Source organism: Streptomyces sp. NPDC050610, assembly GCF_040654875.1.
Lineage (GTDB): Bacteria > Actinomycetota > Actinomycetes > Streptomycetales > Streptomycetaceae > Streptomyces.
Genome location: NZ_JBFAIV010000012.1, coordinates 140173 through 167161 on the forward strand (window position 1 = coordinate 140173; position 26989 = coordinate 167161).

Here is a 26989-nt window from a genome sequence, read left to right on the forward strand (position 1 = left end):
TGTGTGACCGGTGAAAACTGGCTACTGGCGGGTACCCAAAGCGCCCGCACCGTCATACGCTCGCCGCATGACGGACTCGCAGGGCAGCCCACAGGACCGTTCGACCGCGACCGGCGGCAACCCCGTCGCCGCCCCCGGCGTGCGCACCGCCGCCGACGTGGTCACCCCCGACCTCGTCGCCCGCCTGACCCGCGGCGTCATCGGCAGCGGCACCACCGCCAACCACACCCCCTTCACCGGGGAGAAGCTCGCCGACCTGCCCGAGGCCACCCCCGACGACGTCGCCGACGCCTTCGCGCGGGCCCGCGAGGCGCAGCGCGGCTGGGCCGCCACGCCCGTACAGCAGCGCGCCGCGATCCTCCTGCGCTTCCACGACCTCGTGCTGCGCCGCCAGTCCGAGGTCCTGGACCTCATCCAGCTGGAGACCGGCAAGACGCGGCTGCACGCGCACGAGGAGGTGCAGGGCGTCGCCGTCGCCGCCCGCCACTACGGCCGCCGCGCCCACGCCTACCTGCGCCCCAAGGCGCACACCGGGGTCGTCCCGACGCTGACCAAGGTCACCGAACTGCGCCAGCCGCGCGGCGTCATAGGGCAGATAGCCCCCTGGAACTACCCCCTCGAACTCTCCGTCAGCGACGCCCTCCCCGCCTTCGTCGCGGGCAACGCCGTCGTCATGAAGCCCGACACCGAGACGGCGCTCACCGCCCTGTGGGCCCGCGACCTCCTCATCGAGGCCGGACTGCCCGCCGCCGTCTGGCAGGTCGTCCTCGGCGAGGGCCCCGTCGTCGGCCCCGCCGTCGTCGCCCACGCCGACTACGTCTCCTTCACCGGCTCCACCCGTACGGGCCGCGAGGTCGCCCAGGGCGCCGCCGCCCGCCTCATCGGCGTCTCCCTCGAACTCGGCGGCAAGAACGCCATGCTGGTCCTCGACGACGCCGACCTCGACAAGGCAGCCGCGGGCGCCGTCCGCGGCTGCTTCTCCTCCGCCGGGCAGCTGTGCATCTCCATCGAGCGGCTGTACGTCCACGACTCCATAGCCGACGCGTTCCTCGAACGCTTCGCCGCCCGCACCAAGGCGATGCGGCTCGGCGCGGCCCTCGCCTACGGCGCGGACATGGGATCGCTCGTCGGCGAACGGCAGTTGGAGACCGTGGACCGGCACGTCGAGGAGGCCGTCGCCAAGGGCGCCCGGCTCGTCGCGGGCGGCCGGGCCCGCCCCGACGTCGGCCCGCTCTTCTACGAGCCGACGATCCTCGACGGCGTCGAGCCCCCCATGTCCGTGTGCACGGAGGAGACCTTCGGGCCCGTCGTCTCCGTCTACCGCTTCGCCGACGAGAATGAGGCCGTGGAGCGCGCCAACGGCACGCCGTACGGGCTCAACGCCAGCATCTGGTCCAAGGACGGCCGGCGCGGCCGGGCCGTCGCCGCCCGGCTGCGGGCCGGCACGGTCAACGTCAACGAGGCGTACGCCGCCGCGTACGGCAGCGTCCAGTCGCCGATGGGCGGCATGGGCGACTCCGGGCTCGGCCGCCGGCACGGCTCCGAGGGCATCCTCAAGTACACGGAGGCACAGACCGTCGCGCAGCAGCGGATCATGCCGCTGGGCCCCGCCTTCGGCCTCGACGACGAGAAGTACGCGCGGCTGATGACCCGCAGCCTGCGCGTGATGAAGGCGCTCCGCCTCCGCTGACCGGCCGCGCCGCTCGGGCCGGTCCGCCAACCCCACCGATCTCAAGGAGAGCCAGTGTCACGGGAGAAGTGCGTCCACGACTACGACGTGATCGTCGTCGGCTCGGGGTTCGGCGGGTCGGTGACCGCCCTGCGCCTGACCGAGAAGGGCTACCGGGTGGGCGTCCTGGAGGCGGGCCGCCGCTTCACCCGCGACACCCTTCCCAAGAACTCCTGGGACCTTCGCAACTACCTGTGGGCCCCCGCGCTCGGCCTCTACGGCATTCAGCGCGTCCACCTCCTCGGCAAGGTGATGGTCCTCGCCGGGGCCGGCGTCGGCGGCGGCTCGCTCAACTACGCCAACACCCTCTACGTACCGCCGAAGCCCTTCTTCGACGACCCGCAGTGGGCGCATATAACCGACTGGCAGCAGGAGTTGGCGCCCTACTACGACCAGGCCCAGCGCATGCTCGGCGCCCGCCTCAACAAGACCATGACCCCCTCCGACGTCCACCTCAAGGCCGCTGCCGAGAAGATGGGCGTGGGCGACACCTTCCACATGGCGTCCGTCGGGGTGTTCTTCGGCGACGGCGACGACGCGGGCGGCGAGGTACGGGCCGCGCCCGGCCGCGAGGTCCCCGACCCGTACTTCGGCGGCGCGGGCCCCGCCCGTAAGGCGTGCACCGAGTGCGGCGAATGCATGACCGGCTGCCGCCACGGCGCGAAGAACACCCTCAACGAGAACTACCTCCACCTCGCGGAGCGGGCCGGCGCCGTCATCCACCCCATGACCTCCGTCGTGGCCGTCCGTGAGGACCCGGCGGGCGGCTACCAGGTCGCGACCCGCCCCACCGACGACCGGCGCACGGGCAAGGCCACGGTGTTCCGCGCCGGACAGGTCGTCATCGCCGCCGGCACCTACGGCACCCAGACCCTGCTGCACACCATGCGGGACAAGGGCCTGCTGCCGGGCCTCTCGCCGCGCCTCGGCCACCTCACCCGCACCAACTCCGAGGCCCTGGTCGGCGCCCAGACCGACAACCGCCGCTACCGCAAGGCACACGGCGCGCCCAAGGCCGACTTCACCCAGGGCGTCGCCATCACCTCGTCCGTGCACCCGGACGAGAACACCCACATCGAGCCCGTGCGGTACGGCAAGGGGTCCAACTCGATGGGCGCCCTCACCATCCTCCAGGTCCCGCACGACAGCCGCGCCCCCAAAGCCCTCGCCTACGCCGCCCGGTGCGCCCGGCACCCCCTGCTGCTGCTCCGCTCCCTCTCCAACCATCGCTGGTCCGAGCGGACCATCATCGGCCTGGTCATGCAGTCCCTGGACAACTCCCTGACCACCTACCGCAAGCCGAAGGGCATCGGCAAGGGCCTCCTCACCGCCCGCCAGGGCCACGGCGCGCCCAACCCCGACCACATCCCCGAGGCGACCCGGGCCGCGTCCCTCATCGCGGAGGAGATCGGCGGCTTCGCCGGCAGCAATGTCGGAGAGCTGATGGGCACGCCGCTGACCGCGCACTTCCTCGGCGGCTGCCCGATCGGCGCGGACGCGGACCACGGCGTCATCGACCCGTACCACCGACTGTACGGGCACCCCGGCATCCACGTCGTCGACGGCGCGGCCGTCTCCGCGAACCTCGGCGTCAACCCGTCCCTGACGATCACCGCCCAAGCGGAACGCGCCATGTCGTTCTGGCCGAACAAGGGCGATGCGGACACCCGTCCTCCGCAGGGCGCCGCGTACGAGCGGCTGCCCGCCGTCGAGCCGCGCGGCCCGGCCGTGCCGAAGGAGGCGTACGCGGCGCTGACCCTGCCGTTCCTGCCGGTGCCCGCCGTGCCGCCGAAGCCCGCGGACTGATCACGTCCCGGGCGGCGGGGGAGAGAGCGAAGGGCCCCGGGAGGCCGCTCGCGGGGGCGGGGCGGCCTGCCTCGGGGCCCTAGGCTGTCGGCTCCGGCGTCAGGGCAGCGCCGGTGCCGAGGGGCGGCGCCGGGGGGAGCGCCGCTGGCTATGGGGTGTGCACGGGCTGAAAGCGGCCCACTGGTCGGGACCATTGGCGGTGCGCCGCGACGGGGTGTGCCGCTCTTCGCGCCTTGGATGCATCGTGCTGGATGCGCCGCGCCGCACGCAACCGTTTCGACCGGATACGGTCGGTCCCGGGCGTCCCCAGAACCGACCGTCCAGTGTGTGGTGACCGGGCTGCTGTCCCCTGCTGACCGGTCACCGGACCACCGGAGCGAGGTCCCACGACGTACGCACTCGTACGTCACACGCTCCGGTGGCTCCGCCCTGTCGTGAAGGGCGCCCAAAGGACAGGGGCGGAAACCACGCGTGGATTTCAAGTGGGCCGCTCCTGGCTGGCGCGGACACCAGGTCCAACGAAGGCCGTCGGCGGCCGGTCACGCGCCGTACGGGTGACGGCCCCCGAACACAGGCCCGCGGACCCGGCGCGCACCCGGCGCCGGCCGCCTCAGACGCGGCCCCGGCACAGCTCCAGCAGCGTCATCGCCAGCGCCGTGCCGGGCCGGCCGAGCTGGTCGCTGTAGTGGCCCAGGATCTCCATCTCGCGGGAGAGGTTCACGCGGCGGCCGCCGGAGGCGATGCGCTCGCGCTGGATGACGGCCGAGGTGGCCATCCGTTCCTGTACGAGCCCGATGATCCGCCCGTCCAGATCGTCGATCCGCTCCCGCGCCCCGACGATCACGGAGGCGGCCTCGTCGGTACGGGCCCCGGTGTCGGCGGCGGTGGTCTCGGTCATCACGTGTATCTCCTGGGGGTCTGGGCCCCCGGAGCCGACGATCACTCTGATCGGACCCGGAACTCTCGGCGAGCGAACGCAGAACGCCCCGGGCCTGTCGGCCCGGGGCGCCTGGGAAGTCGCTTGTGGATCAAGCAGCACGACCATGGCAGCCGGACGGGCCGGTGCCATAGGTAAAGACGAAGGTCGAGTGCGTGAACATGGGGCTCAGTATGTGCCCGTTAGAATCGAAAGTCCAACCCCCCGTTCCACCGCCGGAAGGCCGCCGAAGTGCCCTCAGCGTCCCCTGCTGCCGCCCCCGACACCGTCCTGGTCGTCGACTTCGGCGCGCAGTACGCCCAGCTCATCGCCCGTCGCGTCCGAGAGGCCCGGGTCTACAGCGAGATCGTCCCCTCCACCATGCCGGTGGCCGAGATGCTCGCCAAGAACCCCAAGGCGATCATCCTCTCCGGCGGCCCCTCCTCGGTCTACGCCGAAGGCGCCCCGACCGTCGACCGCTCGCTCTTCGAGGCCGGGGTCCCGGTCTTCGGCATGTGCTACGGCTTCCAGCTGATGGCCGTGGCCCTCGGCGGCACCGTCGACAACACCGGAGCCCGCGAGTACGGCCGTACGCCGCTGTCGGTCTCCCGCCCCGGCTCCACCCTCTTCGAGGGCACCCCCGCCGAGCAGCCCGTATGGATGTCCCACGGCGACGCCTGCTCCGCCGCCCCCGAGGGCTTCACGGTCACCGCGTCCACGGACGTCGTGCCGGTCGCCGCCTTCGAGAACGACGACCTCAAGCTGTACGGCGTGCAGTACCACCCCGAGGTCATGCACTCCACCCACGGCCAGCAGGTCCTGGAGCACTTCCTCTACCGCGGCGCGGGCATCGAGCCCACCTGGACGACCACCAACGTCGTCGACGAGCAGGTCGCCGCGATCCGCGAGCAGGTCGGCGCCAAGCGCGCGATCTGCGGCCTGTCCGGCGGCGTCGACTCCTCGGTCGCCGCGGCGCTCGTCCAGCGGGCCATCGGCTCCCAGCTGACCTGTGTCTACGTCGACCACGGGCTCCAGCGCAAGGGCGAGACGGAGCAGGTCGAGAAGGACTTCGTGGCGGCCACCGGCGTGCAGCTGAAGGTCGTCGACGCTGAGGAGCGGTTCCTCACCGCGCTCGCCGGGGTCAGCGACCCCGAGCAGAAGCGGAAGATCATCGGCCGCGAGTTCATCCGCGTCTTCGAGCAGGCCCAGGCCGAGCTCGTCGCCGAGGCGGGCGCGGCCGGCGAGGACGTCGCCTTCCTCGTCCAGGGCACGCTCTACCCGGACGTCGTCGAATCCGGCGGCGGCACCGGCACCGCCAACATCAAGTCCCACCACAACGTGGGCGGCCTCCCCGAGGACCTGGAGTTCGAGCTCATCGAACCGCTGCGGCACCTCTTCAAGGACGAGGTCCGCATGGTCGGCACCGAGCTGGGCCTGCCCGACGCCATCGTCCAGCGCCAGCCCTTCCCCGGCCCCGGCCTCGGCATCCGCATCGTCGGCGAGGTCACCAAGGAGCGCCTGGACCTGCTGCGCGAGGCCGACGCCATCGCCCGCCAGGAGCTCTCGGCGGCCGGCCTCGACCGCGAGATCTGGCAGTGCCCCGTCGTCCTCCTCGCGGACGTCCGCTCCGTCGGCGTCCAGGGCGACGGCCGCACCTACGGCCACCCCATCGTGCTGCGCCCGGTCTCCTCCGAGGACGCCATGACGGCGGACTGGTCGCGCCTGCCGTACGACGTGCTGGGCAAGATCTCGACCCGCATCACCAACGAGGTCGACGAGGTCAACCGAGTCGTCCTCGACATCACGAGCAAGCCCCCCGGCACCATCGAGTGGGAGTGACCTCCCGCACGTAGAGGTCAACGCCGACGCCGTCGCTCATTCGTTTGGGCGGCGGCGTTGTCGTACCCCGTGGGTACGCTGCCTGTACAGGCGAGACTCTGTCGCATGGGAGCAACCATGAGCGCCGCACGTGAGTACGGGCTGGACGAGCAGCACGAGTGGCCCCGCCCGCCGGCGGGCGGCTGGACGGCGGACGACCTCGACCGGCTTCCGAATCTCCCTCCGCATACGGAGCTGATCGACGGGAGCCTCGTCCTGATGAGCGCGCAGACCCGATTCCACTCGCGCACCCTGCGCCTCCTGGACAACGAGCTGCTCGCCCAGGCCCCGGAGCATCTGGACGTCGATCGCGAGATGACGGTCAGGCTGGACGACAAGAACCGCCCGGAACCCGACATCGTGGTCTTCCGGGCCGAAGCCGCCACGCACGCCGACCAGACGTGGTATGGGCCCGAGGACGTCGTCCTCGCCGTCGAGGTCGTCTCGCCCGATTCCAGGGCCCGCGACCGGGAAGTGAAGCCCCGCAAATACGCCGCTGCCGGCGTCCCGCACTTCTGGCGGGTGGAGAAGAGCAACGATCTCCCGGTCGTGTACGTGTACGAGCTGGACCCCGCCACCAGGGCCTACACGGCCGTCGGCATCTACCACAACCGCCTCAAGCTGTCGGTCCCGTTCCCCATCGACATCGACCTCACCGCGATCGGCAGGCGGTAGCCGTCAACGCCGACGCCGTCGCTCATTCGTTTGGGCGGCGGCGTCGGCGTATCTCGTGGGTACGCTGGGTTTACGGCCCAGAATCCCGTCCATGGGAGGACTAATGACCGCTGAGATCGCGCACCACTGGCCGGTGCCGCCGCAGGACGGTTACACCGTGGACGACCTGCTGACGCTGCCCGACCTCCCGCCGCACACTGAGCTGATCGACGGGAGCCTGGTTTTCGTGAGTCCGCAGCGGGATTTCCACAGCATCGTGATCGATATGTTGGTGGCGGGTCTACGCCGCACGGCACCACCTGAGATGAAGGCCCGGCGAGAGATGACCGTAGTGCTTGACAAGCGCAATGGTCCGGAGCCGGATGTCCTGGTCGTGCGGGCCGAGGCAGCGTACAGCCGCGAGCAGACCTGCTTCCGGGCCGGAGATGTGCTGCTGGCCGTCGAGGTCGTCTCGCCGGATTCCGAGGCCCGTGACCATGACACCAAGCCCCACAAGTACGCCGCGGCGGGCATCCCGTACTTCTGGCTCGTCGAAATGGCCGGCTTCGACCACGCCCCGATCGTGCATGCCTTCAAGCTCGCTCAGGAGACGCAGACCTACATCCCCACCGGCACCTACCGCGACACTCTCAAGCTCTCCGCCCCCTTCGACATCGACATCGATCTCACCGAGATCGACAACCTCTGACGGGCCCACCCCTGTTCTCCGGCGATACCGGGCGGTAGCTTCCGTCCCGTACAGACATACGCGCGGACACATCCGCGCGCTATCGCCGGAGGAGAGCCGTCATGCCGCAGGCGCCGGAGCCCATACCCACGGATCAGCTTCAGTTCGCGATGCCGCCCAAGCACGAGAGCGTCGCCGACGAGCGGCGGCATCGTAAGGAGCGGCTGGCGGCCGCGTTGCGGCTGTTCGGGCGGTTCGGGTTCGAGGAGGGGGTCGCGGGGCACATCACCGCGCGGGACCCGGAGTTCACGGACTGCTTCTGGGTGAACCCCTTCGGGATGTCGTTCAAGCACCTCACCGTCGACGACCTCATCCTCGTCAACCACGCCGGGCAGGTCGTCGAGGGCCGCTACCACGTCAACCAGGCCGCGTTCGCGATCCACTCCCAGGTCCACCAGGCCCGCCCCGACGTGGTCGCCGCCGCCCACAGCCACTCCACGTACGGGCGGGCCCTGTCCTGTCTCGGGGAGCTGCTGGACCCGATCACGCAGGACGTCTGCGCGTTCTACGAGGACCACGCACTCTTCGACGACTACACCGGCGTGGTCGTGGACGAGGAGGAGGGGCGGCGGATCGCCAGTGCGCTCGGGTCGCACAAGGCCGTCATCCTGCGTAATCACGGGCTGCTGACGGTCGGGGACTCGGTGGACGCGGCGGCCTGGTGGTTCATCACCATGGAGCGGTCCTGCCAGGTGCAGCTCGCCGCGAAGGCGGCCGGGAAGCCCGTGCTCATCGACCACAAGAGCGCTGTGCACACCCGCGAGCAGCTCGGCAACGACCTCGTCGCGTGGATCAACTACCAGCCCCTCTACCAGCAGATCACGCGCAGCGAGCCGGAGTTGCTCGGCTGACGGCTGCCCGAATGTGAGTTCGGTTGCGCTGAGGTGCTCTCCGTATGCGGCACAATTCCCTGACATTGTCGGGAAGTTGAGGCCCCAGGGGCAGGAGAGGTGGCGTTGCGGCGTGGCGGTGGAGACGGCGGAGAACGCCGAGGCGGACGCGGGCGCGCACGGCGGCGGCTGCGCCTGCGGTGGCTGCCCGCGCGGCGTCCGGGCCGGACGCCGGCGCGCGGCCGCCGAGTTCGCCGCGCGGCGCGACGAACTCGCCGCCGGGCAGGGCGTACCGGCCGCGCTCGCCCATTCGTACGGCGCCTCCCGGCAGTGGGTGTCCGACGAGCTGACGCAGGCCGCCCGCGCCCTCGCCGGGCGCGCCCACGCCGAGCGCGAGGCATGGCACTGCCTCGTACGGCGGCGCACCGTGTTCGCCGTCTGGGGCGGCTGCGCCGCACTGCTCCTCGGCCAGGCGCTGACCGCGATCGGCGCCGGATGGACGGCGGCCCGTACGGCGGGCATCGTGGCGGCCGTCGCCGCCGCGGCGCTGCTGACCCTCGCCGCGCACCTGCACCGGTCCCGCGGCGGCCTGCTGGCGCCCGTCGTCGGCGAGGACAACCGGCTCTCCACCTCCCGGGCCGTCGCCGCCGGGTGGCTGCTGCTCGCCCTCTTCGCGGTGCTCCTGATCGCCGTCGAACTGGCCGTCGCCTCGGGAGGGGCGGACCAGCGGGAACTGCTGGACGGGCTCCGACTCGACCGTTCCGCCGGGGTGTTGGCCGTCACCGCGCTGACCTGCGCGGTCGCCGTGCTCGTACGGCGCGTCGTGGCGCTGCGCGTGCGGACGCAGCGGCTCCAGAAGGTCCGCGCGGACCGGCCGCGCGCCGCCGACCTGCTCACCGACGACGCCGGGCGCGGCAGTTTCGGCGATGTGCAGTACGTGCTGGTCTGCGGCGTCGTCGCGGCCTTCGCCGCCGTGCGGATCGCCCGCCGTCCGCAGCAACTGCCGGACATCCCCTGGGGGTTGGTCCTGCTGGTGGTGATCAGCGCGGCCGTGTACGCGGCGGGCAAGTACGCGGAGGGCGGCCGGCCGGTCATCCTGTCGGTCGTACGGGCGCGGGAGGCCGGGGACCTGGACGGGCCGATCCGTACCGGCGACGACATCGAGATCCGCGGCGCCGGGTTCCTGCCGCCCGGCGCGCGCACCCCCGACCGGCTGGCCCGGATGGTCGTCCGGATCGGCGCGGTGCACGTCCATGTGCCGCTGGTGCCGTTGCCGGGCGGTTTCACCAACCCGACCGACGCGGCGCTGACCGTGCCGATCCCGGTGGACGTCGAGCCGGGCCCGGCCGAGGTGCAGGTCATCACCGCCGCCGGGGCCGAGACCAACCGCTACCCGATCACCGTCTGCGACTGAACCGGCAGTCGCCGGGGCCGTTGCGCTCTGAGCCGGCGGTCCCCACCGTACGTATCGTCATGGGGCGAGGGTCAACGGACGGGTTGGTGCTCAGGGGAGCTTACGGAGAGGCGGCGGGTGTCATGTCACATGTGGACCGGGCGATGGGGCCGGGGATCGGCGGAGGCGGCGGGCCCGGTGCGCGGCGGGCGGCCGCCGCCCGGTACGCGCTGCTGCCGCTGCGCGTCTTCCTCGGCGTCACGTTCATCTACGCGGGGCTCGACAAACTCACCGACTCCGCCTTCCTGTCGGACAGCGGGCAGGGCTCCATCGGCGAGCTGATGCGGAGCGTGCACGGCAGCGCGGCCGTACCCGCCCTGATCGACCTGGCGCTCAAGAGCCCCGCCGGCTTCGGCTACGCCATCGCCTTCGGCGAACTGGCCGTCGGCATCGGCGTCCTCCTCGGCATCCTGGGGCGGGTCGCGGCGCTCGGCGGCGCGCTGATCTCGCTCACCCTGTGGCTGACCGTCAGCTGGGCGACGGAGCCCTACTACTACGGCAACGACCTCGCGTACCTGATGGCCTGGCTGCCGCTGATCCTGGCGGGCACGCCGTTGTTCTCGTTCGATCAGGAGTGGGCGCGGCGCCGGCGGCGGCGCGGGCGGCGGCTCTTCGGCTGAGGGCGGCCCGGCGACTCACGGACCGGCCGCCGCGGGGCATTTGACGCCCGCGGCGGCCGGTCCGTGTGTGCTGTCACCGCTCCTCAGGGTCCCGGCCGCGGCCGCGCCGGCGGATGCCGAAGGCCAGCGACGAGACGAGGCCCGCCGCGATGAAGCCCATGCCCATCGCGGGCAGCAGCGCGTAGGCCGGGAAGTGCCAGAGACCCGCGGCCATCGCCAGATACATCGCGCACCCGCCGAGGAAGATCAGACCCACGACGATCTTGCCCGGCTCGAACTCATGCCGTCGCACGGCGTACCTCCGATGGGGAGTGGCGGCAGCGGACGCTGTCCGGCCATTCTCGTTCATGGCGTCTCACGGATCACCTCGGCCTGCCCCAGCCCCACCTTGAGCGAGAGCTCCAGAGTGCCGCGCGAGGGCTTGCCGTTCACCGGCTTCAGCGTCACCTCGCGGTGCTGGTCCGGTTTGACGTCGATGTCGTCCGGCGTCTCGCCCGGCAGTTGGACGTCGCCGACGCCGATCCGCACGTTCGCCTTCACCGTGACGTCGTCGGGCACGGTCACCTTGAGCTTCCCCGCGCCGACTTCGGCCCGCGTGGTGACCGTACGGTCCTTCCGCCAGTCGACGCCGGTCAGGTCGAGGGCGCCGACGCCGCTGCCGATCCGGTAGTCGGGGCGGACGTCCGCGGCGTTCGCCGGGGCCCAGGTCTTCCGCGCCCAGTCGGCGGTCACGGACTTGGGCAGCGCCGCCGCGGCCGTCAGCAGCAGCGCCGTCGCGACGGCGGCGACGACGGTGCCGCCGCCCGTACGCCCGTACAGCGAACTGATCGTGATGCCCAGCCCGAAGACGCCGAGCGCGCACGCGAACCCGATCTCCAGGCTCGTGCCCAGCGGCTGGTGCCGCCAGGTCACGCCGATGGCCAGCCCCGCGGCGGCGAGCGCCCACAGGAAGATCCAGCCGCCCAGCGGCCGGCCCCGCCGGACGGGCCGGCGGGCCGCGCGCTCCGCCGCTTTCCGGACCCGCGACACGGACTTGCTGTCTTCCTGGCCGTAGTCGGGACCCCACAAATAGCCCGTGCCGACGGCGGGGTGACCGGTGGTGCCGTCCTTGACGATCGGGTCGCGCCACCAGGACGGGGCGCCGGGCGCGGGCGGCGCCTTGGTCTCCGGCGGCGCGTCCTTCTGCGCGGCCGCGCCGCTGGTGGCGGGGGTTTCGCCGGTGCTGTCGGCGGCCTGGCGGCGCTGCTGCGACCAGTACGTGGCGCCCGCGATGGCGCAGATCAGCAGGAGCGAGAAGGAGACGACGCCACCGTTGTTGAGCATCGACAGGAACAGTCCGCTGCCGACCAGCGCGCACAGCACCGCCGTCAGCGCGGGCCCCTCGACCCGGCCGGACAGCAGCCGGCGCCCCTCGTTCTCGTCCTCGCCCTCCAGCGGCACCAGCAGCCAGGCGAAGCCGTACGCGATGAGGCCCAGGCCCCCCGCGAAGGAGAGGACGCCCAGCACCACCCGGAAGACGACGGGGTCGAGATCGAAGCAGCGGCCGAGCCCGCCGCACACGCCGGCGACCACCTTGTGCTCGCGGCTGCGCCGCAGGGGCGGCCTGGCGCCCGGCGTGGTGTCCGCCGTTTCGGCGGTGGGTGCGTCGGTCATACGTACATGGTGTCAACCCTCGCGTGCCCAAGGCATCCGCGACAACCCTGGCCGTTCCCTGAGAACGTCCCTTAGGCAATGGCCGCTATCGTGATCCATCGAACATGAAGCGGGGAACCAGAGGGGAGCACGGTGTCGGAGTCGGTGACGGGCGGGGAGCCGGGAACGCAGTCCGATGAACAGCGGCTGGTCGCCGGGCGGTACCGGCTTCTCGAACGGATCGGCCGCGGCGGCATGGGTACGGTGTGGCGCGCCGAGGACGAGCTGCTCGGCCGCCAGGTGGCCCTGAAGCAGATCCACATCTCCCCGTATCTGGAGGACGACGAGCTCGCGACGCTGTACGAGCGCACCCGCCGCGAGGCGCGCAGCGCGGCCCGGATCGCCCACCCCAATGTGGTGGTCGTCCACGATGTGGTCGAGGACCGCGGCCGGCCGTGCATCGTGATGGAGTACGTGCCGTCGACGACGCTCGGCGACGTGCTCAAGCAGTTCGGCACGATCTCGCCGGAGGAGACGGCCCGGATCGGGCGCGGCATGATCGCGGCGCTGCGGGCGGCGCACGGGGCCGGGGTGCTGCACCGCGATGTGAAGCCGGGCAATGTGCTGCTGGGCGCGGAGGGCCGCGTCGTGCTCACCGACTTCGGCATCGCGCAGTCCAGCGGCACGTCGACGCTGACCAAGACCGGCGAGATGGTCGGCTCCATCGACTACATCGCGCCCGAGCGCGTCAAGGGCGGCAGCCCCGGCCCCGCGTCGGATCTCTGGGCGCTCGGGGCGACGCTCTACCAGGCGCTGGAGGGCCGGCCGCCGTTCCGCAAGGACACGCCCGTGGAGACGGCCTACTCGATCGCCGTGGACCCCTTCGAGCCGCCGCGCAACGCGGGTCCGCTGGCGAAGCTGGTCGAGACGCTGCTGGCGAAGGAGCCGGAGTTCCGGCCGCCGGCGGAGCTGGTGGAGCAGATACTGCGCGAGCCGATGGCGGAGGCCGAGACCGCGTACATAGAGGCGATGGTCAAGCCGACGGGTTCGACTACGGGCGGCGGCTCGACGGCGGGGGCTGTGGGAGCCGCGGGCGTTACGGGCGTTACGAATCCGGGCTTCGGCCCGGCCATGGACATGGGGACGGGTACGGCCACCGGCACGGGCGCCGGTACGGGGCAGGGCTACGGTCCGGCTTCGGGCACGGGCGGCGGCACGGGCTACGGCTCGGCTTCCGCCACGGGCGCCGGGCCGGCCACGGGTACGGGAATGGGCACGGGCACGGACCCGGCCACCGGCTTCGGCACCGGTCCGACCACCCCGACGCCGACTCCGACCTCGGCCTCGGCCCCGACACCGGCCCAGGCGCCCACCGCTCCGACGCGGCCGACACACCCGACACACCCGACACAGGGGAGCGACCCCCGCGCGCCGGGCCCCGGCACCGGGGCCACGTCCCTCGCCGAGGCGTCCACCGCACCGTCGCCGGGCCAGGGCTCCCAGAGCTCCCAGGGCAAGAGCCGTCGCCGCGGCCGTACGGTCCTGTGGACCGCGGTGGCCGTGGTGGCGGGGATAGCCGCGGCGGGCGGCGGGTACTACTTCACGCACGAGTACGGCGCGGCGGGCGACTCCAGCGCCTCGACGGGCGCCTCCGGCAAGCAGGACCCCAAGCCCACCGCGTCGTCGCCGGCGAAGCCCTCGCCCGGAAAGTCCGAACTGCCCGCTCCGCCGCCGGTGCCGGACGGCTACCGGAAGGTCACCGAGAAGGAGCTGGGCGTCAGCTTCCCCGTGCCGGAGGGCTGGACCCGGCAGGAGAAGAACTCCACGGAGGTCAACTACATCGACCCGAGCGGACTCGCGCGCATCCAGGTGAACGTCCTGGACTTCGCCAGTTCCGACCCCCTCCAGCACTGGAAGGAGGTCGAGGAGCAGGTGCAGGCGGAGCAGCGCGGCTACAAGCTGGGGCGGATGCAGAACACCAAGTACCTCGGGGAGGAGGCTGCGGTGTGGGAGTTCACCTTCCAGGGCAAGGCGCGGGAGTTCCGCGCCATCGACCTCGGCTTCGGGCACGAGGGCGGCAACGAGTACGCGATCTACCTCTCGGCGCCCTCGTCGATGTGGGACCAGTACCGGCCGGTCTTCGACTCCGTGAGGGACGGCTTCCGCCCCCGGAAGTGAGCCGTCGTCCGGTGACGTGGCGACGTGTCCGGTAAAGGGACGAAGCGTCTCTACGGGTCCCGTCAGGGGTGACCCTGATGTCCGGGGCAGGGCTGACGTGTGACGATCGGGGCATGACCGCCGCCTACACCGCGCCATCCGACCCGGACGCCGCCCCGCCGCTGCGCAAGCTCTACCGCAGCGCGGAGGGGCGCATGCTGGGCGGGGTGGCGCGGGGGCTCGCGGGGCACCTGGGGCTGCCGGTGTCGTGGGTGCGCGTCGTGTTCGCCGCGCTGCTCATGTCGGAGGGGCTGGGCGCGGTCCTGTACGCGGTGTTCTGGTTCGTCGTGCCGCTCGGCGTCGGCGGCGTCGAGGACCGGCGCGCGCCGGTGGAGACGTTCCCGGACGGCCGGCGCAGGCTGTTCATCCGCAAGCCAGACCGCGGCCAGATCTTCGCGCTGATCGCGCTCGTCATCGGCGCGGCGATCTTCCTCGACAACCTCCACCTCGGCCGCGCCAACGCGTACATCTGGCCCGTACTGCTCATAGGGGCGGGCGTCGCGCTGGTCTGGCGGCAGGCGGACAACGCGCGCCGCGCGCACTGGATGGAGGTCGGCCGCAGCAAGCGGGTGCTGCCGCTCGCGCGCGGCGCGACGGGCGTCGCGCTGGTCGGCGTGGGCGTCACGGGCATCGTGGTGCTCCAGGGCTCGGCCCGGCACCTCGGTACGGTCCTCCAGGCGTCGCTGGCCGTGCTGGTCGGCATCGCGCTGCTGGCCGGGCCCTATCTCGTACGCATGACGCAGGACCTCACCGAGGAACGGACGATGCGCATCCGGGCGCAGGAGCGTGCCGAGGTCGCCGCCCATGTGCACGACTCGGTCCTGCACACCCTCACCCTGATCCAGCGCAACGCCGAGGACTCGCGCGAGGTCTCGCGCCTGGCCCGCGCCCAGGAGCGGGAGCTGCGGGCCTGGCTGCACCGGCCGGAAGGCCGTGGCAAGGACGAGGCGCAGGCGCCGCAGACGCTGGCGGAGGCGGTCAAGGCCGCCGCGGCCGAGGTCGAGGACCACCACGGCGTGCCCATCGAGGTCGTCGTGGTCGGGGACTGCCCGCTGGACGAGAAACTGGGCGCACAGATGCAGGCCGGGAGGGAAGCGATGGTCAACGCCGCCAAGTACGGTGGCGAGGGCGGGGCGGTGCAGGTCTTCGCGGAGGTCGAGGGGCGCACGGTCTTCGTCTCCGTACGGGACCGGGGTCCGGGTTTCGACCTGGACGCGGTGCCGGGCGACCGGATGGGCGTACGGGAGTCGATCATCGGCAGAATGCAGCGCAACGGCGGTACGGCGCGCCTGCGGTCCGCACCGGACGGCGGCACCGAGGTGGAACTGGAAATGGAGCGGTCGGCGTGAGCGGGCCGCGCGGCCGAGCGAGGACGAGGGACGGACGACGATGAGCGAGGGCAACGAGTCGACGGGCGGCGCCGCGACGGGTGCGGACGAGGGCCGTACGGTACGGGTGGTGCTGGTCGACGACCACCGGATGTTCCGTACGGGCGTACAGGCCGAGATCGGCCAGACGGACCGTACGGGCGTCGAGGTCGTCGGCGAGGCCGCCGACGTGGACCAGGCGGTCACCGTCATCACCGCGACCCGCCCCGAGGTCGTACTCCTGGACGTCCACCTGCCCGGCGGCGGCGGCGTCGAAGTACTGCGCCGCTGCGCCTCGTTGATGGCCGCCCCCGAGCAGCCGGTGCGCTTCCTGGCGCTCTCCGTCTCCGATGCCGCCGAGGACGTCATCGGCGTCATCCGCGGCGGCGCGCGCGGCTACGTCACCAAGACCATCACGGGTGCGGACCTGGTCAACGCCGTCTTCCGGGTCAAGGACGGCGACGCCGTCTTCTCCCCGCGGCTGGCCGGCTTCGTCCTCGACGCCTTCGCGTCGACCGACGCGCCCCCGGTCGACGAGGACATGGACCGCCTCACCCAGCGCGAACGCGAGGTCCTGCGCCTGATCGCGCGCGGCTACGCGTACAAGGAGATCGCCAAGCAGCTGTTCATCTCGGTGAAGACGGTCGAGTCCCATGTCTCGGCGGTGCTGCGGAAACTCCAGCTCTCCAACAGGCATGAGCTGACGCGCTGGGCTACGGCTCGGCGGTTGGTCTGATCGCAGGGGATCAGATGGTGGGGGGAATCGGATGAAGGCTCCGAACGGTTCGTGGCCGGCGGACTCCGAGGCCATCTGGCGGAAGAGCAGCTACAGCGGGGCGCAAGGCGACTGCGTGGAGGTGGCCGACCTCAACGGCTCCCAAGCGGTCCGTGACTCGAAGGCGGGCCGCGGTCCTGTTCTCGGGTTCACCGGCGCCGCTTGGGCTGATTTCATCCGGGGCGTGAAGCACGGTGCGCTCCGGAGCCATGGTGCGCCGGGATCATGACGTGAGCTCAGCGCCTCCGGTCGGGATCTTGAGCTCCACCCAGACCTGCTTGCCGATGCCGTCCCTGCGCGGGCACGTCCCCCAGCGGTCCGCGAGCGCGATCACCAGGGCGAGCCCGCGGCCGTCCTCGTCATCGTCCTTGGCCGGGCGCGGCACCGGGAGGTCGTCATTCGCGTCGGCGACCTCCAGGCGCAACGCGCCTTCGTAGAGCCCGAATCGAGTCCCGATCTCCCGGCCGGGCGAGGTTTTGCCGTGTTCGACGGCGTTGGTGACGAGTTCGGAGAGTAGCAGCACCGCTGTCTCGGCGGGTTCATCGGTGATGCCCCAGATCGCCAGCTGCTCGCGCAGGGCGGCACGTGCGCGGCCGGCGCTTTTGCGGTGGCGGGGGAACAACTGACTGCTTTCGCTGTCGGTGGCGGGTACGGCTGCCGTTGTTTCTCCAGGTACAGGCATGGGGGAGCCCCTCAAGAGCGCGTGGGTGGCTAGCGGTTCGGCGTGGAGCCGACCGACCGCGACAGTTGCGATGAGTGAGCACTCGCAACTGTAGGTAGCGTGCTCGTAGTCTCGCCAAACTGCAAGTGGGACATCATGTTCGATTGCGGAGCGCTGGATGCTGAGTATCGTGGCGATCAACACATGCGGAAGCTCCGATAGTTGGGGGAGAGTTCTTGACCGTGGAGCAAAGGCCGACCGTGCGTCGGCGGGTGCTGGGGGCGAATCTTCGACGGTTGCGCGAGGACAGAGAGCTCTACCTGGAAGATGCTGCGAAGCAGCTCAGTTGCCATGCGGCGAAGATCAGCCGCATTGAGTCCGGGCGGAGCGGGATCAGACAACTGGACCTCAAGGTGCTGCTGGACTTTTACGGCGTGACGGAGTCGGACGAACGCGAAGGCTGGCTGGCCCTTGCGAGGGAGAGCCGCCGTCAGCGGTGGTGGCGAGTGCTGGAGGATCGCCTTCCGCAGGATTTTCTGGACCTTGTCGGTCTGGAGGACGAGGTCTGCGAATGTCGTGGATTCCAGCCGGCCATCGTGCCGGGGCTGTTCCAGACGGAGCGATACGCGACAGCGGTGATCCAGGGTGGATCTCCCGGCCCGCTGGACGAGGCCCAGGAGGCGAGACTGCGGGTCCGGCTGGAGCGCCAGCGAGCGCTGACGCGAACCGAACCCCCGCCCCTCAAGGTGTGGATGATCCTGGGTGAGGCGGCCCTGCGCCAACAGGTCGGCGGCCCTCAGGTGTTGCGTGAGCAGTTGGCGCACCTCGTAGAGGTAGCGCAGCTTCCGCACGTAACGTTGCAGGTACTACCCTTCACAGGAGGAGCTTGCCAGGGCGGGCCGTATCCTTTCTTGATCTACAGCTTCCCCCCTCCGGCGGGTCTGGAGGTGGTTCTGCTGGAGAACTTCGCGAGCCACGCCTACCTGGAGACCCGGGAGGACACGGTCCGTTTGGGAAGTGCCTTCGATCACCTTCGGGCGACAGCGTTGAGTGCGCTGGAGTCGGAGGCTCTGATCGTCGAGATCGCCGACGGACTGACCTCGTAAGGAAGAACATTTCATGTCGCCTCACCGTTCCGAATGGTTCAAGAGCTCGTACAGCGGTCAGAACGGCGAGTGCGTCGAAGCCCGCCGGATAGGCGTCGGCGTGGAGCTCCGGGACACCAAGGACCGCGGGGCCGGGACCCTGGCCTTCGGCCCGGACGCCTGGGCCGCTTTCCTCGCCGACGTGAAGCACCGCGATTTCCCCGCCGCCTAGCGGCGGGCCCGCTTGAGCTCCTGGCCGGGGCCAGGAGCTTCCGCGTGTCCCGGCACCGTCGCCGAGGCGCTGGGCGGGCCCGGTAGGCACAGGTCAGGCCCCGGCGCAGCCGGTATATGACGCTCTGGTCACAAGCGGAACCCCGATCGCGAGTACGCCATCTCTTCCGGTCGAGAGGCCCCCACGGGGCCCCGGCAGCACTGCCCCCTGCGGCTGCCCTTGATCCGGAGACGAGAGCTTGATGAGCCTTACGGGGACGCCCTTCTTTCTGACGTCGATTGTGCTGGTGATCGCGGCCCTGATGGTGCCGTTGCTGCTGTGGAGCCGAATAGGCGGGCCGCGGGCGATGCGGGGGGTGGCGCGGTTCGTCATGCTGCTGTTCGCGCAGACCACGGCGATCGTCATGGTCTTCGTGATCGTGAACAACTCCAACGGGCTCTTCGACAACTGGGACGACCTGCTCGGCACCGGCAACCACGTCAACGCGGCGGCCGACCTCGGCGCTGACGGCACCGGCGGGAAGTCGGTGAAGCACGAGCCCAAGGTGAGGCAGAAGTTCAAGCCGGCCGGGGACGAGCGGATGGGGCCGGGGGTGCAGGTCACGCAGCTCAAGGGGCGGATATCCGGGGTGGACGGCGAGGTGTACGTGTGGCTGCCGCCGCAGTACGACGACCCCGCCTATCAGGACCGCAAGTTCCCCGTCGTGGAGGTGCTGCCGGGCTTCCCCGGCTCGGCGAAGGCGTGGTTCGGGTCGCTGCACGTCAATTCGCAGCTCAAGCCGCTGATGGAGAAGGGCGAGGTGGCCCCGTTCATCGTCGTCGCGCCGCGCACCACGCTGCTCGGCGACGTCGACACCGGCTGCGCCAACGTTCCCGGCAAGGTCAACGCCGACACCTGGCTGAGCGTCGACGTCCGCAAGATGGTCCTGGACAACTTCCGGACGGCGGACAAGCCCGACGGCTGGGCCGTCGCCGGGTACTCCGCCGGCGCGCACTGCGCCGCCAAGCTCGCCGTCTCGCACCCGGACCGCTACCGGGCCGGGGTGAGCCTGTCCGGCTACAACGACCCGATCGGCGAGCCCGTCGCGCTGACGGCGAAGGACCCGGTGCTGCGGGAGAAGAACAACCCGTGGAGGATCCTCCAGCACGCCAAGACCCCGCCGCGGACCGCCCTGTTCGTCTCGGGCGGGGACGGCGACGGCTACCAGGCCGGTCTGGCGCTCAAGCAGGCGGCGAAGCCGCCGACGACCGTGTACGTGGAGAAGATCCCGAAGGGCGCGGGCGGGCACGGCACGATCGTCTGGCGGAAGCAGGTGCCGGAGGTCTTCAAGTGGCTCACGCATCAGCTCAAGGCGTGAGCGGGGCGGTCTGGAAACGAGCCGGTCTCCTATCCTCGACCAGTTGCGGAACGCCACCTGTGTGGTCGAAGTGTCGAGGAGTCCGTGGTGGAGCTTTTGCCGGATGACGACTCGCTCGGCGGTGTCCGACCGTTCTTGGAACGGGACGACGACGTCCTGGGCTACGAGCCCCAGAAGGGGTTCCCGGACCGCTGCTGGGTTCTGCACACCGTCAGGGTGGGAGGGGCACGGGTCCGGTGGGACGACGTGCTGGTGCGGGCCGGCAGGAGACTGGCGGACTGGCTGTTCACCCCTTCCTTCCGGGTCTTCCAGGGTCTTGACCTGCCCGAAGACCTTGAGAGGCCGGAGGCGGGGGAGATCGACCGTGCCTGTCTGGCTCACCTGATCGAGGTCCTCGCCCGTCACAGCCTCGACGGGATGAGTACGGAGTGCTATTGGGCTCAAGCGGCGATCGAGGAGATCGGCCGCCCGGTCCCGGCCCGTCGAGGGCGGCTGGACGAGGCACTCGCTCACCACGATGCCTGCGCGCGGCCGGACTCGGCCGTCTCGACCCGGTTTCCCGCGCACTGGTGGCCGATGGACGGCACCTGGTTCGTCCTCACCGACTGGGATCTGAGCGCGACCGAGGTATTCGGGCCTACGGCCCTGATCGCCGGCCTTCTCGCCGATGACGGGCTGGACGCGGTGCGCCACCCCAGCATCGCCGAGGTCGGGGGAGCACCCGGCCGGGGGCCCATGTGGGCGAGATGAGCCCGCTGCGCATCCCGTCGCGGGACGGCTCGCCCCTCACGCCGGGCGCGTCGCGCCCGCGAACGGCATCTGGTCGATCGGGGCCACCCGCACCGGCGCTCCCGGGCGCGGCGCGTGGATCATCTTGCCGTCGCCGACGTAGATGCCGACGTGGCTGACGCCCGAGTAGAAGAACACCAGGTCACCGGGCGAGAGGTGGGATCGGCTGACCTTCGGTCCCGCGTTGATCTGGGTGTATGTGGTGCGCGGCAGCGACACCCCCGCCGCCCGCCAGGCGGCCTGCGTCAGTCCCGAGCAGTCGTACGCGGACGGGCCGGTGGCCCCCCACACGTACGGTTTGCCCAGCGCCGCGTACGCGTAGGACACCGCGCGGGCCGCCCGCTCCGTCGAGGCTTGGGCCGTCGAAGCCCTGGCCGTCGAAGTGCGAGCCGTCGCGGCCTGGGCACTGCCGCGCGCCGCTGAGCGGTCCGCCGCCCGTACGGCCGTGCCCCGGTCCGTATCAGGGGCGTCGTCGCCCCCGCCGTCGTTCTGCGCGTTCGCGCGCTGCTCGGCCGTCAGCCCGTCCAGGAGCCGCCGCGCGGCGTCCAGTTTTCCCTCGGCGGATCGTTTGTGCGCGCTCAGCTCGGCCTGCGAGCCCTTGAGGCGGGTCAGTTGGGCGTCGGCGGCGGTCCGTACCTGCCGTACCTCGCGCAGTTCGTGTTCGACACGCTTCACGGCGGCGGCCTGCCGACCCGCCATGTGGTCGGCGAGCGAGGCGCGGTCGAGGTACTGGTCGGGGGAGGAGGAGAGCGCGAGCCGGACCGCGGGGGACAGGCCGCCTTCGCGGTACTGCGCCGTGGCGTACGCCCCCAGCGCGTTACGGGCCGAGTTGAGCCCCTCCGTCTTGCGCGCGGCCTCGTCGCGCAGCGCGTCCAGTGATTTCTCCGCGGCGCGCGCTTTGTCCTTCGCGCCGTTGTACCGCTCGGCGGCCGCTTCCGCTTCCTGGTAGTAGCGGTCCACCTGGGTCTTGACCTGGGCCGGGGTCTGTCGGGGCGCGGCGTGCCCGGTGCCCTCCAGCGCGGTGCCGGTGGCGGCGCCGGCGAGGGCGAGGGTCGCCGCGGTGCGTGCGGTGCCGCTGGTGAGCGCGTACGGCCGGTGCCGTTTGGGCTTTCGGTGCGAGGCCACGGGGGCCGTCACTTCCTTCCGGTGCCTTGCCTTCGTGTGCTGAGCGAGCTGAACGTGCTGTGTGTGACGTGTGTGCTGTGCGTCCTGGCCCCGGTTCGCCGCGGTCGGCCCGGCGGTGGCCCGTAATAGGGGGGCGAGCCGCCGCCGGGCTTTCTCGGCGCAGTGGCCGACAGTCGCCGTCCGAGCGCGGTACGGGCCCTGGCGGGGCCCGCTCGCTCCGACGGTGACAGTGGGGAGCCGGTCACCTGGTGCAGGACGCTAGGCCCGACCGTCACGGGAATGCGCGTGCATGACCGCTATTGGATGAAACCGTGCGCACGGCGACCGCACGTGATCGGTCCACTCGCGCCCATACGGAAGGATTTCGGCCGCCCTTGATCGAAGCGGCGAATGAGGCAGACCTGACCGCCGACGGGTGATATGCCCCCGGATACTGTCGGGCCTCATGGACGTACTGATTCACGCCGTCGTCGGCCTGCACATCATCGGCATCGCGGCCCTGCTCGGCGGCTTTCTCACCCAGATGAAGGCCATGGGCAAGGGCGAGGCGCGCATGGTCCCGGCGATGCTGCACGGCGCGCTGACCATGCTGGTGACGGGCGTCGCGCTGGTCGGCCTCAACCAGGCCGAGGACTACTCGCTGAACACGGTCAAGATCGGAATCAAGCTGGCGTTCCTGATCGTGGTCCTCGGCCTGGTCTACGTGAAGCGCGACGACGAGAAGGTGGAGGCGCCCGTCTTCGGCATCGTGGGCGCCCTGACCATCGCCAACATCTTCATCGCCCTGTTGTGGACGTGAGCGGCTGAGAGCCGGCGCCCCGGGGGCGTGAGCGGTCTCCGCTACGCCGGGCGCACGCTCCCGTAGATCGGCATGTAGAAGATCGACTCCACCCGCACGCTCGCCCCGGGCTTCGGCGCGTGGATCATCTTCCCGTCGCCTATGTACATGCCGACATGGCTGATGTCGTCGTAGAAGAAGACCAGGTCACCCGGCTGGAGATCGTCCGTGGCCACCCGCTCGCCGGTCTTCACCTGATCCCACGTGGTGCGCGGAAGATCGACGCCCGCCGCCTTCCACGCCGCCTGCGTCAGCCCTGAGCAGTCGTACGAATTGGGGCCGGTGGCTCCCCACACGTACGGCTTGCCCATCTGTGCGCGAGCAAAGGCGATCGCCTTGTCGGCCTTGGCGGAGTGCGCCCCGGAGGGGGCTCCGGAGTCGGTGCCGCCCCCCTTGTGGCCCGTTTCCGAGCCGCCCTGCCCCTTGCCGCTGCCGCCGCCCTGCGCGGCCTTCTCCGCCTGCCGCTTCTCCGCCTGGCGTTCGGCCTGGCGTTTGGCCAGCTCTTCGGCCTTCTTCTTGGCCGCCGCCTCCTTCTTCTTCTCGATCGCGGCCAGTCGCGCCTTCTCCTGGGCCGTCAATTTCGACAGCAGCTCCCGCGCCTCGCCGAGCTTCCCCTGGACGGTCTCCTTCTTCGCCCTCAGCTGCTTCTGCGAATCGGTGAGCGCGGCCAGGCTCCGTACCGCCTCGCCCCGGCCCTTGGCCGCCGCCTTCTGCTGCGTACGGAAATCCCGTACGGCCCGCTCCTGCCGGCCCGTCATCCGGTCGATCAGATGCGTCTGGTCGAACCAGCTCTGCGGATCGGCGGCGAACAGCAGGTTCGCCGTCTGGCTCACACCGCCGTCGCGGTACTGCGCCGCGGCGTACGCCCCGAGCGCGCGCCGTGCGTCGTTGAGCTTCCCGGTGCGCCGGGCCACGTCGTCGAGCAGCCTGTCGACCTTGCCGTTCTGCGCGTCCGTACGCTCCTTGGCGGCGTTGTACTCCTGCGTGGCCGTGCCCGCCTGCCGGTACAGGGCGTCCACGCGTCGCTGTACGTCCTCGACGGAGGTTCCGGAGGTTCCGGAGGGTTTGGGGGCTGTGGGGCGGCCGGGGGCGGCGTGCGCGGTCTGGGAGAGCAGGGTGGCGGAGGCCAGCGCCGCCGTCGTGAGGGAGACGGCGGTGCGGCGGCGGGCGGGCGTGTCGAGCAGCCCGTGCCCAGTGCTGCGGGGCTTGCGGTGTGACGCCAAGGGAGGCGACTCCTTCCGTGGACCGCCTACCGGGTTAGCTGTCGGGTTCGGGCGGTTTTGGAAGGTTTATGCCCTACGGTCCGTACGGCGCGGCGTGCGTGCGTACGGGCCGATTCACCCCGGTGGTGCGTGTGGGTCCCCGGCTCCGGGCGCCTCGCGGCGCAGTCGGACTCGGCGTTGGCGGCCCGTGCAGACGGGGCGTCGGCGGGGGGACGGGCTGCCTGAGCGAGCACCGTAGCCAACGGGTGGGGCCGCTGTGAAGGCTGGTGTTCGATATGCCGGAACCTTCCGTGACTGCGCCTCCCACGCCGCGAGCTGCCCTCTCCCGCCCTCTCCCGCCCGCTCCCGACCCCTGGACGCCGACCCTCCGCCCGTACTTTCCGCCCGTACTTTCCCCCGTCTTTTCCACAGCCGGAGCCGGGTGTCAGTGGGGCGGCCTAGACTCGGTGGGCGATGAGCAGCCTCTTTGACGACAGCTTCCTGGCGGATCTCGAACCTTCGGGCGAGGAGCCCCCGCCGCCGCCCGAGGACGCCGCACCGGAGCCGGTGCCGGACGACCTCTTCGGGGGCGCCTTCGACGCGCCCGTACAGCGGTCCGGCCCGGCCTCGGGGCAGGGCGGCTCCGGGGCGCGCGACGCGTACTACCGCGACGGCGCGCCGCGGCCCGTCATCGACCCTTCCGCGCTGCTGGAGGGGCTCAACGAGGAGCAGCGCGCCGCGGTGGTGCACAGCGGCGGGCCGCTGCTGATCGTCGCCGGCGCCGGGTCCGGCAAGACGCGCGTGCTGACGCACCGGATCGCGCACCTGCTGGGCGCGCGCGGCGTGCACCCCGGCCAGATCCTCGCGATCACCTTCACCAACAAGGCCGCGGGCGAGATGAAGGAGCGCGTCGGCGACCTCGTCGGCCCCCGGGCCAACGCGATGTGGGTGCTCACCTTCCACAGCGCCTGTGTGCGCATCCTGCGCCGCGAGTCGAAGAAGCTCGGCTTCACCTCATCCTTCTCGATCTACGACGCCGCCGACTCGAAGCGGCTGATGGCGCTGGTCTGCCGGGACCTGGACCTCGATCCGAAGCGCTTCCCGCCCAAGTCCTTCAGCGCCAAGATCTCGAACCTGAAGAACGAGCTGATCGACGAGGAGGAGTTCGCCGGCCAGGCCGCAGGGGGCACCTCCCAGACGGAGTCTGGGGGAGGATTCGAGAAGACACTCGCCGAGGCGTACGCGATGTACCAGGCGCGGCTGCGCGAGGCGAACGCCCTCGACTTCGACGACATCATCATGACCACGGTCCACCTGCTCCAGGCGTTCCCGGACGTCGCCGACCACTACCGGCGCCGCTTCCGGCACGTGCTGGTCGACGAGTACCAGGACACCAACCACGCGCAGTACACCCTCGTGCGCGAGCTGGTGGGGACCGGCACGGAAGAGGTCCCCGCCGCCGAGGTGTGCGTCGTGGGCGACGCCGACCAGTCGATCTACGCGTTCCGGGGCGCCACCATCCGCAACATCCTCCAGTTCGAGGAGGACTACCCGGACGCGACGACGATCCTGCTGGAGCAGAACTACCGCTCCACCCAGACCATCCTCAGCGCCGCCAACGCCGTCATCGAGCGCAACGAGAACCGCCGCCCCAAGAACCTGTGGACCGAGGCCGGAGCCGGAGCCACCATCACCGGCTACGTCGCCGACACCGAGCACGACGAGGCCCAGTTCGTCGCCGACGAGATCGACCGGCTCACCGACGCGGGCGACGCCAAGGCCGGCGACGTCGCCATCTTCTACCGCACCAACGCCCAGTCCCGTGTCTTCGAGGAGATCCTCATCCGGGTCGGGCTGCCCTACAAGGTCGTCGGCGGCGTGCGCTTCTACGAGCGCAAGGAGGTCCGCGACGTCCTCGCCTACCTGCGCGTCCTCGCCAACCCCGAGGACACCGTCCCGCTGCGCCGCATCCTCAACGTCCCCAAGCGCGGCATCGGCGACCGCGCCGAGGCGATGATCGACGCGCTGTCGCTGCGCGAGAAGATCTCCTTCCCGCAGGCCCTGCGCCGCGTCGACGAGGCGTACGGCATGGCGGCCCGCTCCGCCAACGCCGTCAAGCGCTTCAACGTCCTCATGGAGGAGCTGCGCACGGTCGTCGAGTCGGGGGCCGGGCCCGCGACCGTACTGGAAGCGGTGCTGGAGCGTACGGGCTACCTCGCCGAGCTCCAGGCGTCCACCGACCCGCAGGACGAGACCCGCATCGAGAACCTCCAGGAACTGGCCGCCGTGGCCCTGGAGTTCGAGCAGGAGCGCGACGAGGAGAACCCCGGCACGCTGGCCGACTTCCTGGAGAAGGTGGCCCTGGTCGCCGACTCCGACCAGATCCCGGACGAGGACGGCGACGGGGGCGGCGTCGTCACGCTGATGACGCTGCACACGGCGAAGGGCCTCGAATTCCCGGTCGTCTTCCTGACCGGCCTGGAGGACGGCGTCTTCCCGCACATGCGGGCGCTCGGCCAGACCAAGGAGTTGGAGGAGGAGCGGCGGCTCGCCTACGTGGGCATCACGCGCGCGCGCGAGCGGCTGTACCTGACCCGGTCGACGATGCGCAGCGCGTGGGGCCAGCCGTCCTACAACCCGGCCTCGCGCTTCCTGGAGGAGATCCCCGACGAGTACGTGCAGTGGAAGCGGACCGGTCCCGCGACGCCGTCGGCGTCCATGGGCGCGGTCGGCGGGTCCGGCCGGTCGGGCTCGGGCTCGGGTTCGGGCGGTTCCGGCGGCGGGATCATGTCCTCACTCTCCTCGTCGCGCTCCAAGGCGGGCCCGAGCGGCTTCGCGACGCGCCGCGCGGGCGACCGGCCGGTGGTCCAGCTGGCGGTCGGGGACCGGGTCACGCACGACTCGTTCGGGCTGGGCACGGTCGTGACGGTCAAGGGCAGCGGGGACAACGCGGAGGCGACGATCGACTTCGGCGAGCCGAAGCCGAAGCGGCTGCTGCTGCGGTACGCGCCGGTCGAGAAGCTGTAGGGCGGAGACGCTCGGGGGGGGGGAGGCGGCCCGGTTCCGAAACCGGGC

24 protein-coding genes and 1 riboswitch are annotated in these 26989 nt (G+C 71.2%); of the genes, 18 read left to right on the forward strand and 6 right to left on the reverse strand.

Features of this window, described 5'->3' with window-relative positions; translation table 11 throughout:
- Positions 1-67: 67 nt before the first annotated feature.
- Positions 68-1690, forward strand: a complete 1623-nt coding sequence (locus tag AB0I22_RS17385; protein WP_363131637.1) for a succinic semialdehyde dehydrogenase — start codon at positions 68-70, stop codon at positions 1688-1690.
- Positions 1691-1744: 54 nt separating this feature from the next.
- Entirely contained in the window at positions 1745-3535 is a 1791-nt protein-coding gene (locus tag AB0I22_RS17390) for a GMC family oxidoreductase (protein ID WP_363131638.1), read from the forward strand.
- Between the two features lie 610 nt (positions 3536-4145).
- Here AB0I22_RS17390 and AB0I22_RS17395 read toward each other — a convergent pair.
- The gene (locus AB0I22_RS17395; RefSeq protein WP_363131639.1) at positions 4146-4433 is read right to left on the reverse strand and encodes a chorismate mutase; all 288 of its coding nucleotides are present in this window, start codon (positions 4431-4433) and stop codon (positions 4146-4148) included.
- A gap of 270 nt (positions 4434-4703) precedes the next feature.
- Between AB0I22_RS17395 and guaA the strand changes: the two genes are divergently transcribed.
- The 6 genes from guaA (at position 4704) to AB0I22_RS17425 (ending at position 10634) form a co-directional block, all read left to right on the forward strand.
- Positions 4704-6290, forward strand: coding sequence for a glutamine-hydrolyzing GMP synthase (gene guaA / locus AB0I22_RS17400; protein ID WP_363131640.1), 1587 nt, complete (start codon positions 4704-4706; stop codon positions 6288-6290).
- A gap of 117 nt (positions 6291-6407) precedes the next feature.
- Complete coding sequence (locus AB0I22_RS17405) at positions 6408-7004, forward strand: Uma2 family endonuclease (RefSeq protein WP_363131641.1); 597 nt, start codon at positions 6408-6410, stop codon at positions 7002-7004.
- A gap of 103 nt (positions 7005-7107) precedes the next feature.
- Positions 7108-7692, forward strand: coding sequence for a Uma2 family endonuclease (locus AB0I22_RS17410; protein ID WP_363131642.1), 585 nt, complete (start codon positions 7108-7110; stop codon positions 7690-7692).
- Between the two features lie 56 nt (positions 7693-7748).
- Positions 7749-8582: a class II aldolase/adducin family protein gene (locus AB0I22_RS17415; RefSeq protein WP_363131706.1), complete on the forward strand. Its 834-nt coding sequence runs from the start codon at positions 7749-7751 to the stop codon at positions 8580-8582.
- Between the two features lie 112 nt (positions 8583-8694).
- Positions 8695-9975: a hypothetical protein gene (locus AB0I22_RS17420; protein ID WP_363131643.1), complete on the forward strand. Its 1281-nt coding sequence runs from the start codon at positions 8695-8697 to the stop codon at positions 9973-9975.
- Positions 9976-10118: 143 nt separating this feature from the next.
- Positions 10119-10634: a DoxX family protein gene (locus AB0I22_RS17425; RefSeq protein ID WP_363131707.1), complete on the forward strand. Its 516-nt coding sequence runs from the start codon at positions 10119-10121 to the stop codon at positions 10632-10634.
- A gap of 73 nt (positions 10635-10707) precedes the next feature.
- Here AB0I22_RS17425 and AB0I22_RS17430 read toward each other — a convergent pair whose 3' ends face one another.
- Together AB0I22_RS17430 and AB0I22_RS17435 are read right to left on the reverse strand one after the other, a co-directional pair.
- Positions 10708-10926 (reverse strand): hypothetical protein, encoded by a 219-nt coding sequence (locus AB0I22_RS17430; RefSeq protein WP_363131644.1) that lies wholly within the window; start codon positions 10924-10926, stop codon positions 10708-10710.
- A gap of 53 nt (positions 10927-10979) precedes the next feature.
- Positions 10980-12287, reverse strand: coding sequence for a PspC domain-containing protein (locus tag AB0I22_RS17435; protein ID WP_363131645.1), 1308 nt, complete (start codon positions 12285-12287; stop codon positions 10980-10982).
- Positions 12288-12419: 132 nt separating this feature from the next.
- On the opposite strand from AB0I22_RS17435, the gene AB0I22_RS17440 reads away from it, so the two are divergent.
- From AB0I22_RS17440 to AB0I22_RS17455, 4 genes are all read left to right on the forward strand, one after another.
- A complete protein-coding gene (locus tag AB0I22_RS17440; RefSeq protein ID WP_363131646.1) occupies positions 12420-14444 on the forward strand; it encodes a serine/threonine-protein kinase in 2025 nt (674 codons plus the stop codon).
- 113 nt (positions 14445-14557) lie between these two features.
- Complete coding sequence (locus AB0I22_RS17445) at positions 14558-15832, forward strand: PspC domain-containing protein (protein ID WP_363131647.1); 1275 nt, start codon at positions 14558-14560, stop codon at positions 15830-15832.
- Between the two features lie 40 nt (positions 15833-15872).
- The gene (locus AB0I22_RS17450) at positions 15873-16586 is read left to right on the forward strand and encodes a response regulator transcription factor (protein ID WP_363131648.1); all 714 of its coding nucleotides are present in this window, start codon (positions 15873-15875) and stop codon (positions 16584-16586) included.
- Positions 16587-16617: 31 nt separating this feature from the next.
- Positions 16618-16854, forward strand: coding sequence for a DUF397 domain-containing protein (locus tag AB0I22_RS17455; protein ID WP_363131649.1), 237 nt, complete (start codon positions 16618-16620; stop codon positions 16852-16854).
- Here AB0I22_RS17455 and AB0I22_RS17460 read toward each other — a convergent pair.
- Positions 16849-17307 carry an ATP-binding protein gene (locus tag AB0I22_RS17460; protein ID WP_363131650.1) on the reverse strand — a complete coding sequence of 153 codons (459 nt, stop codon included), beginning with the start codon at positions 17305-17307 and terminating at the stop codon, positions 16849-16851. The genes AB0I22_RS17455 and AB0I22_RS17460 overlap by 6 nt on opposite strands.
- Before the next feature lie 221 nt (positions 17308-17528).
- Here AB0I22_RS17460 and AB0I22_RS17465 point away from each other — a divergent pair, with 221 nt between their 5' ends.
- From AB0I22_RS17465 to AB0I22_RS17480, 4 genes are all read left to right on the forward strand, one after another.
- Positions 17529-18392 (forward strand): helix-turn-helix transcriptional regulator, encoded by an 864-nt coding sequence (locus tag AB0I22_RS17465; RefSeq protein WP_363131708.1) that lies wholly within the window; start codon positions 17529-17531, stop codon positions 18390-18392.
- 13 nt (positions 18393-18405) lie between these two features.
- Entirely contained in the window at positions 18406-18603 is a 198-nt protein-coding gene (locus AB0I22_RS17470) for a DUF397 domain-containing protein (RefSeq protein ID WP_363131651.1), read from the forward strand.
- A 241-nt stretch (positions 18604-18844) separates the two neighbouring features.
- On the forward strand, positions 18845-19960 hold the full coding sequence (locus AB0I22_RS17475) for an alpha/beta hydrolase-fold protein (RefSeq protein ID WP_363131652.1): 1116 nt from the start codon (positions 18845-18847) through the stop codon (positions 19958-19960).
- A gap of 87 nt (positions 19961-20047) precedes the next feature.
- Positions 20048-20710, forward strand: a complete 663-nt coding sequence (locus AB0I22_RS17480; RefSeq protein WP_363131653.1) for a hypothetical protein — start codon at positions 20048-20050, stop codon at positions 20708-20710.
- A 36-nt stretch (positions 20711-20746) separates the two neighbouring features.
- Here the strand turns inward: AB0I22_RS17480 and AB0I22_RS17485 are convergent, their stop codons facing one another.
- Positions 20747-21874 carry an NlpC/P60 family protein gene (locus AB0I22_RS17485; RefSeq protein WP_363131654.1) on the reverse strand — a complete coding sequence of 376 codons (1128 nt, stop codon included), beginning with the start codon at positions 21872-21874 and terminating at the stop codon, positions 20747-20749.
- Between the two features lie 445 nt (positions 21875-22319).
- Here AB0I22_RS17485 and AB0I22_RS17490 point away from each other — a divergent pair, with 445 nt between their 5' ends.
- Positions 22320-22673: a hypothetical protein gene (locus tag AB0I22_RS17490; protein WP_363131655.1), complete on the forward strand. Its 354-nt coding sequence runs from the start codon at positions 22320-22322 to the stop codon at positions 22671-22673.
- Positions 22674-22714: 41 nt separating this feature from the next.
- Here AB0I22_RS17490 and AB0I22_RS17495 read toward each other — a convergent pair whose 3' ends face one another.
- Entirely contained in the window at positions 22715-23896 is a 1182-nt protein-coding gene (locus AB0I22_RS17495) for an NlpC/P60 family protein (protein ID WP_363131709.1), read from the reverse strand.
- Positions 23897-23942: 46 nt separating this feature from the next.
- Positions 23943-24122, reverse strand: a riboswitch (cyclic di-AMP (ydaO/yuaA leader).
- A 266-nt stretch (positions 24123-24388) separates the two neighbouring features.
- Here AB0I22_RS17495 and pcrA point away from each other — a divergent pair.
- On the forward strand, positions 24389-26941 hold the full coding sequence (pcrA, locus tag AB0I22_RS17500) for a DNA helicase PcrA (protein ID WP_363131656.1): 2553 nt from the start codon (positions 24389-24391) through the stop codon (positions 26939-26941).
- The last annotated feature ends 48 nt before the right edge of the window (positions 26942-26989 follow it).

Coding starts and splice junctions, on each gene's coding strand:
- AB0I22_RS17455 (WP_363131649.1), top strand. CDS start 16,618: ATGAAGGCTCCGAACGGTTCGTGGCCGGCGGACTCCGAGGCCATCTGG.
- AB0I22_RS17475 (WP_363131652.1), top strand. CDS start 18,845: ATGAGCCTTACGGGGACGCCCTTCTTTCTGACGTCGATTGTGCTGGTG.
- AB0I22_RS17385 (WP_363131637.1), top strand. CDS start 68: ATGACGGACTCGCAGGGCAGCCCACAGGACCGTTCGACCGCGACCGGC.
- AB0I22_RS17460 (WP_363131650.1), bottom strand. CDS start 17,307: ATGCCTGTACCTGGAGAAACAACGGCAGCCGTACCCGCCACCGACAGC.
- AB0I22_RS17470 (WP_363131651.1), top strand. CDS start 18,406: ATGTCGCCTCACCGTTCCGAATGGTTCAAGAGCTCGTACAGCGGTCAG.
- pcrA (WP_363131656.1), top strand. CDS start 24,389: ATGAGCAGCCTCTTTGACGACAGCTTCCTGGCGGATCTCGAACCTTCG.
- AB0I22_RS17425 (WP_363131707.1), top strand. CDS start 10,119: ATGGGGCCGGGGATCGGCGGAGGCGGCGGGCCCGGTGCGCGGCGGGCG.
- AB0I22_RS17435 (WP_363131645.1), bottom strand. CDS start 12,287: ATGACCGACGCACCCACCGCCGAAACGGCGGACACCACGCCGGGCGCC.
- AB0I22_RS17395 (WP_363131639.1), bottom strand. CDS start 4,433: ATGACCGAGACCACCGCCGCCGACACCGGGGCCCGTACCGACGAGGCC.
- AB0I22_RS17410 (WP_363131642.1), top strand. CDS start 7,108: ATGACCGCTGAGATCGCGCACCACTGGCCGGTGCCGCCGCAGGACGGT.
- AB0I22_RS17445 (WP_363131647.1), top strand. CDS start 14,558: ATGACCGCCGCCTACACCGCGCCATCCGACCCGGACGCCGCCCCGCCG.
- AB0I22_RS17450 (WP_363131648.1), top strand. CDS start 15,873: ATGAGCGAGGGCAACGAGTCGACGGGCGGCGCCGCGACGGGTGCGGAC.
- AB0I22_RS17405 (WP_363131641.1), top strand. CDS start 6,408: ATGAGCGCCGCACGTGAGTACGGGCTGGACGAGCAGCACGAGTGGCCC.
- AB0I22_RS17490 (WP_363131655.1), top strand. CDS start 22,320: ATGGACGTACTGATTCACGCCGTCGTCGGCCTGCACATCATCGGCATC.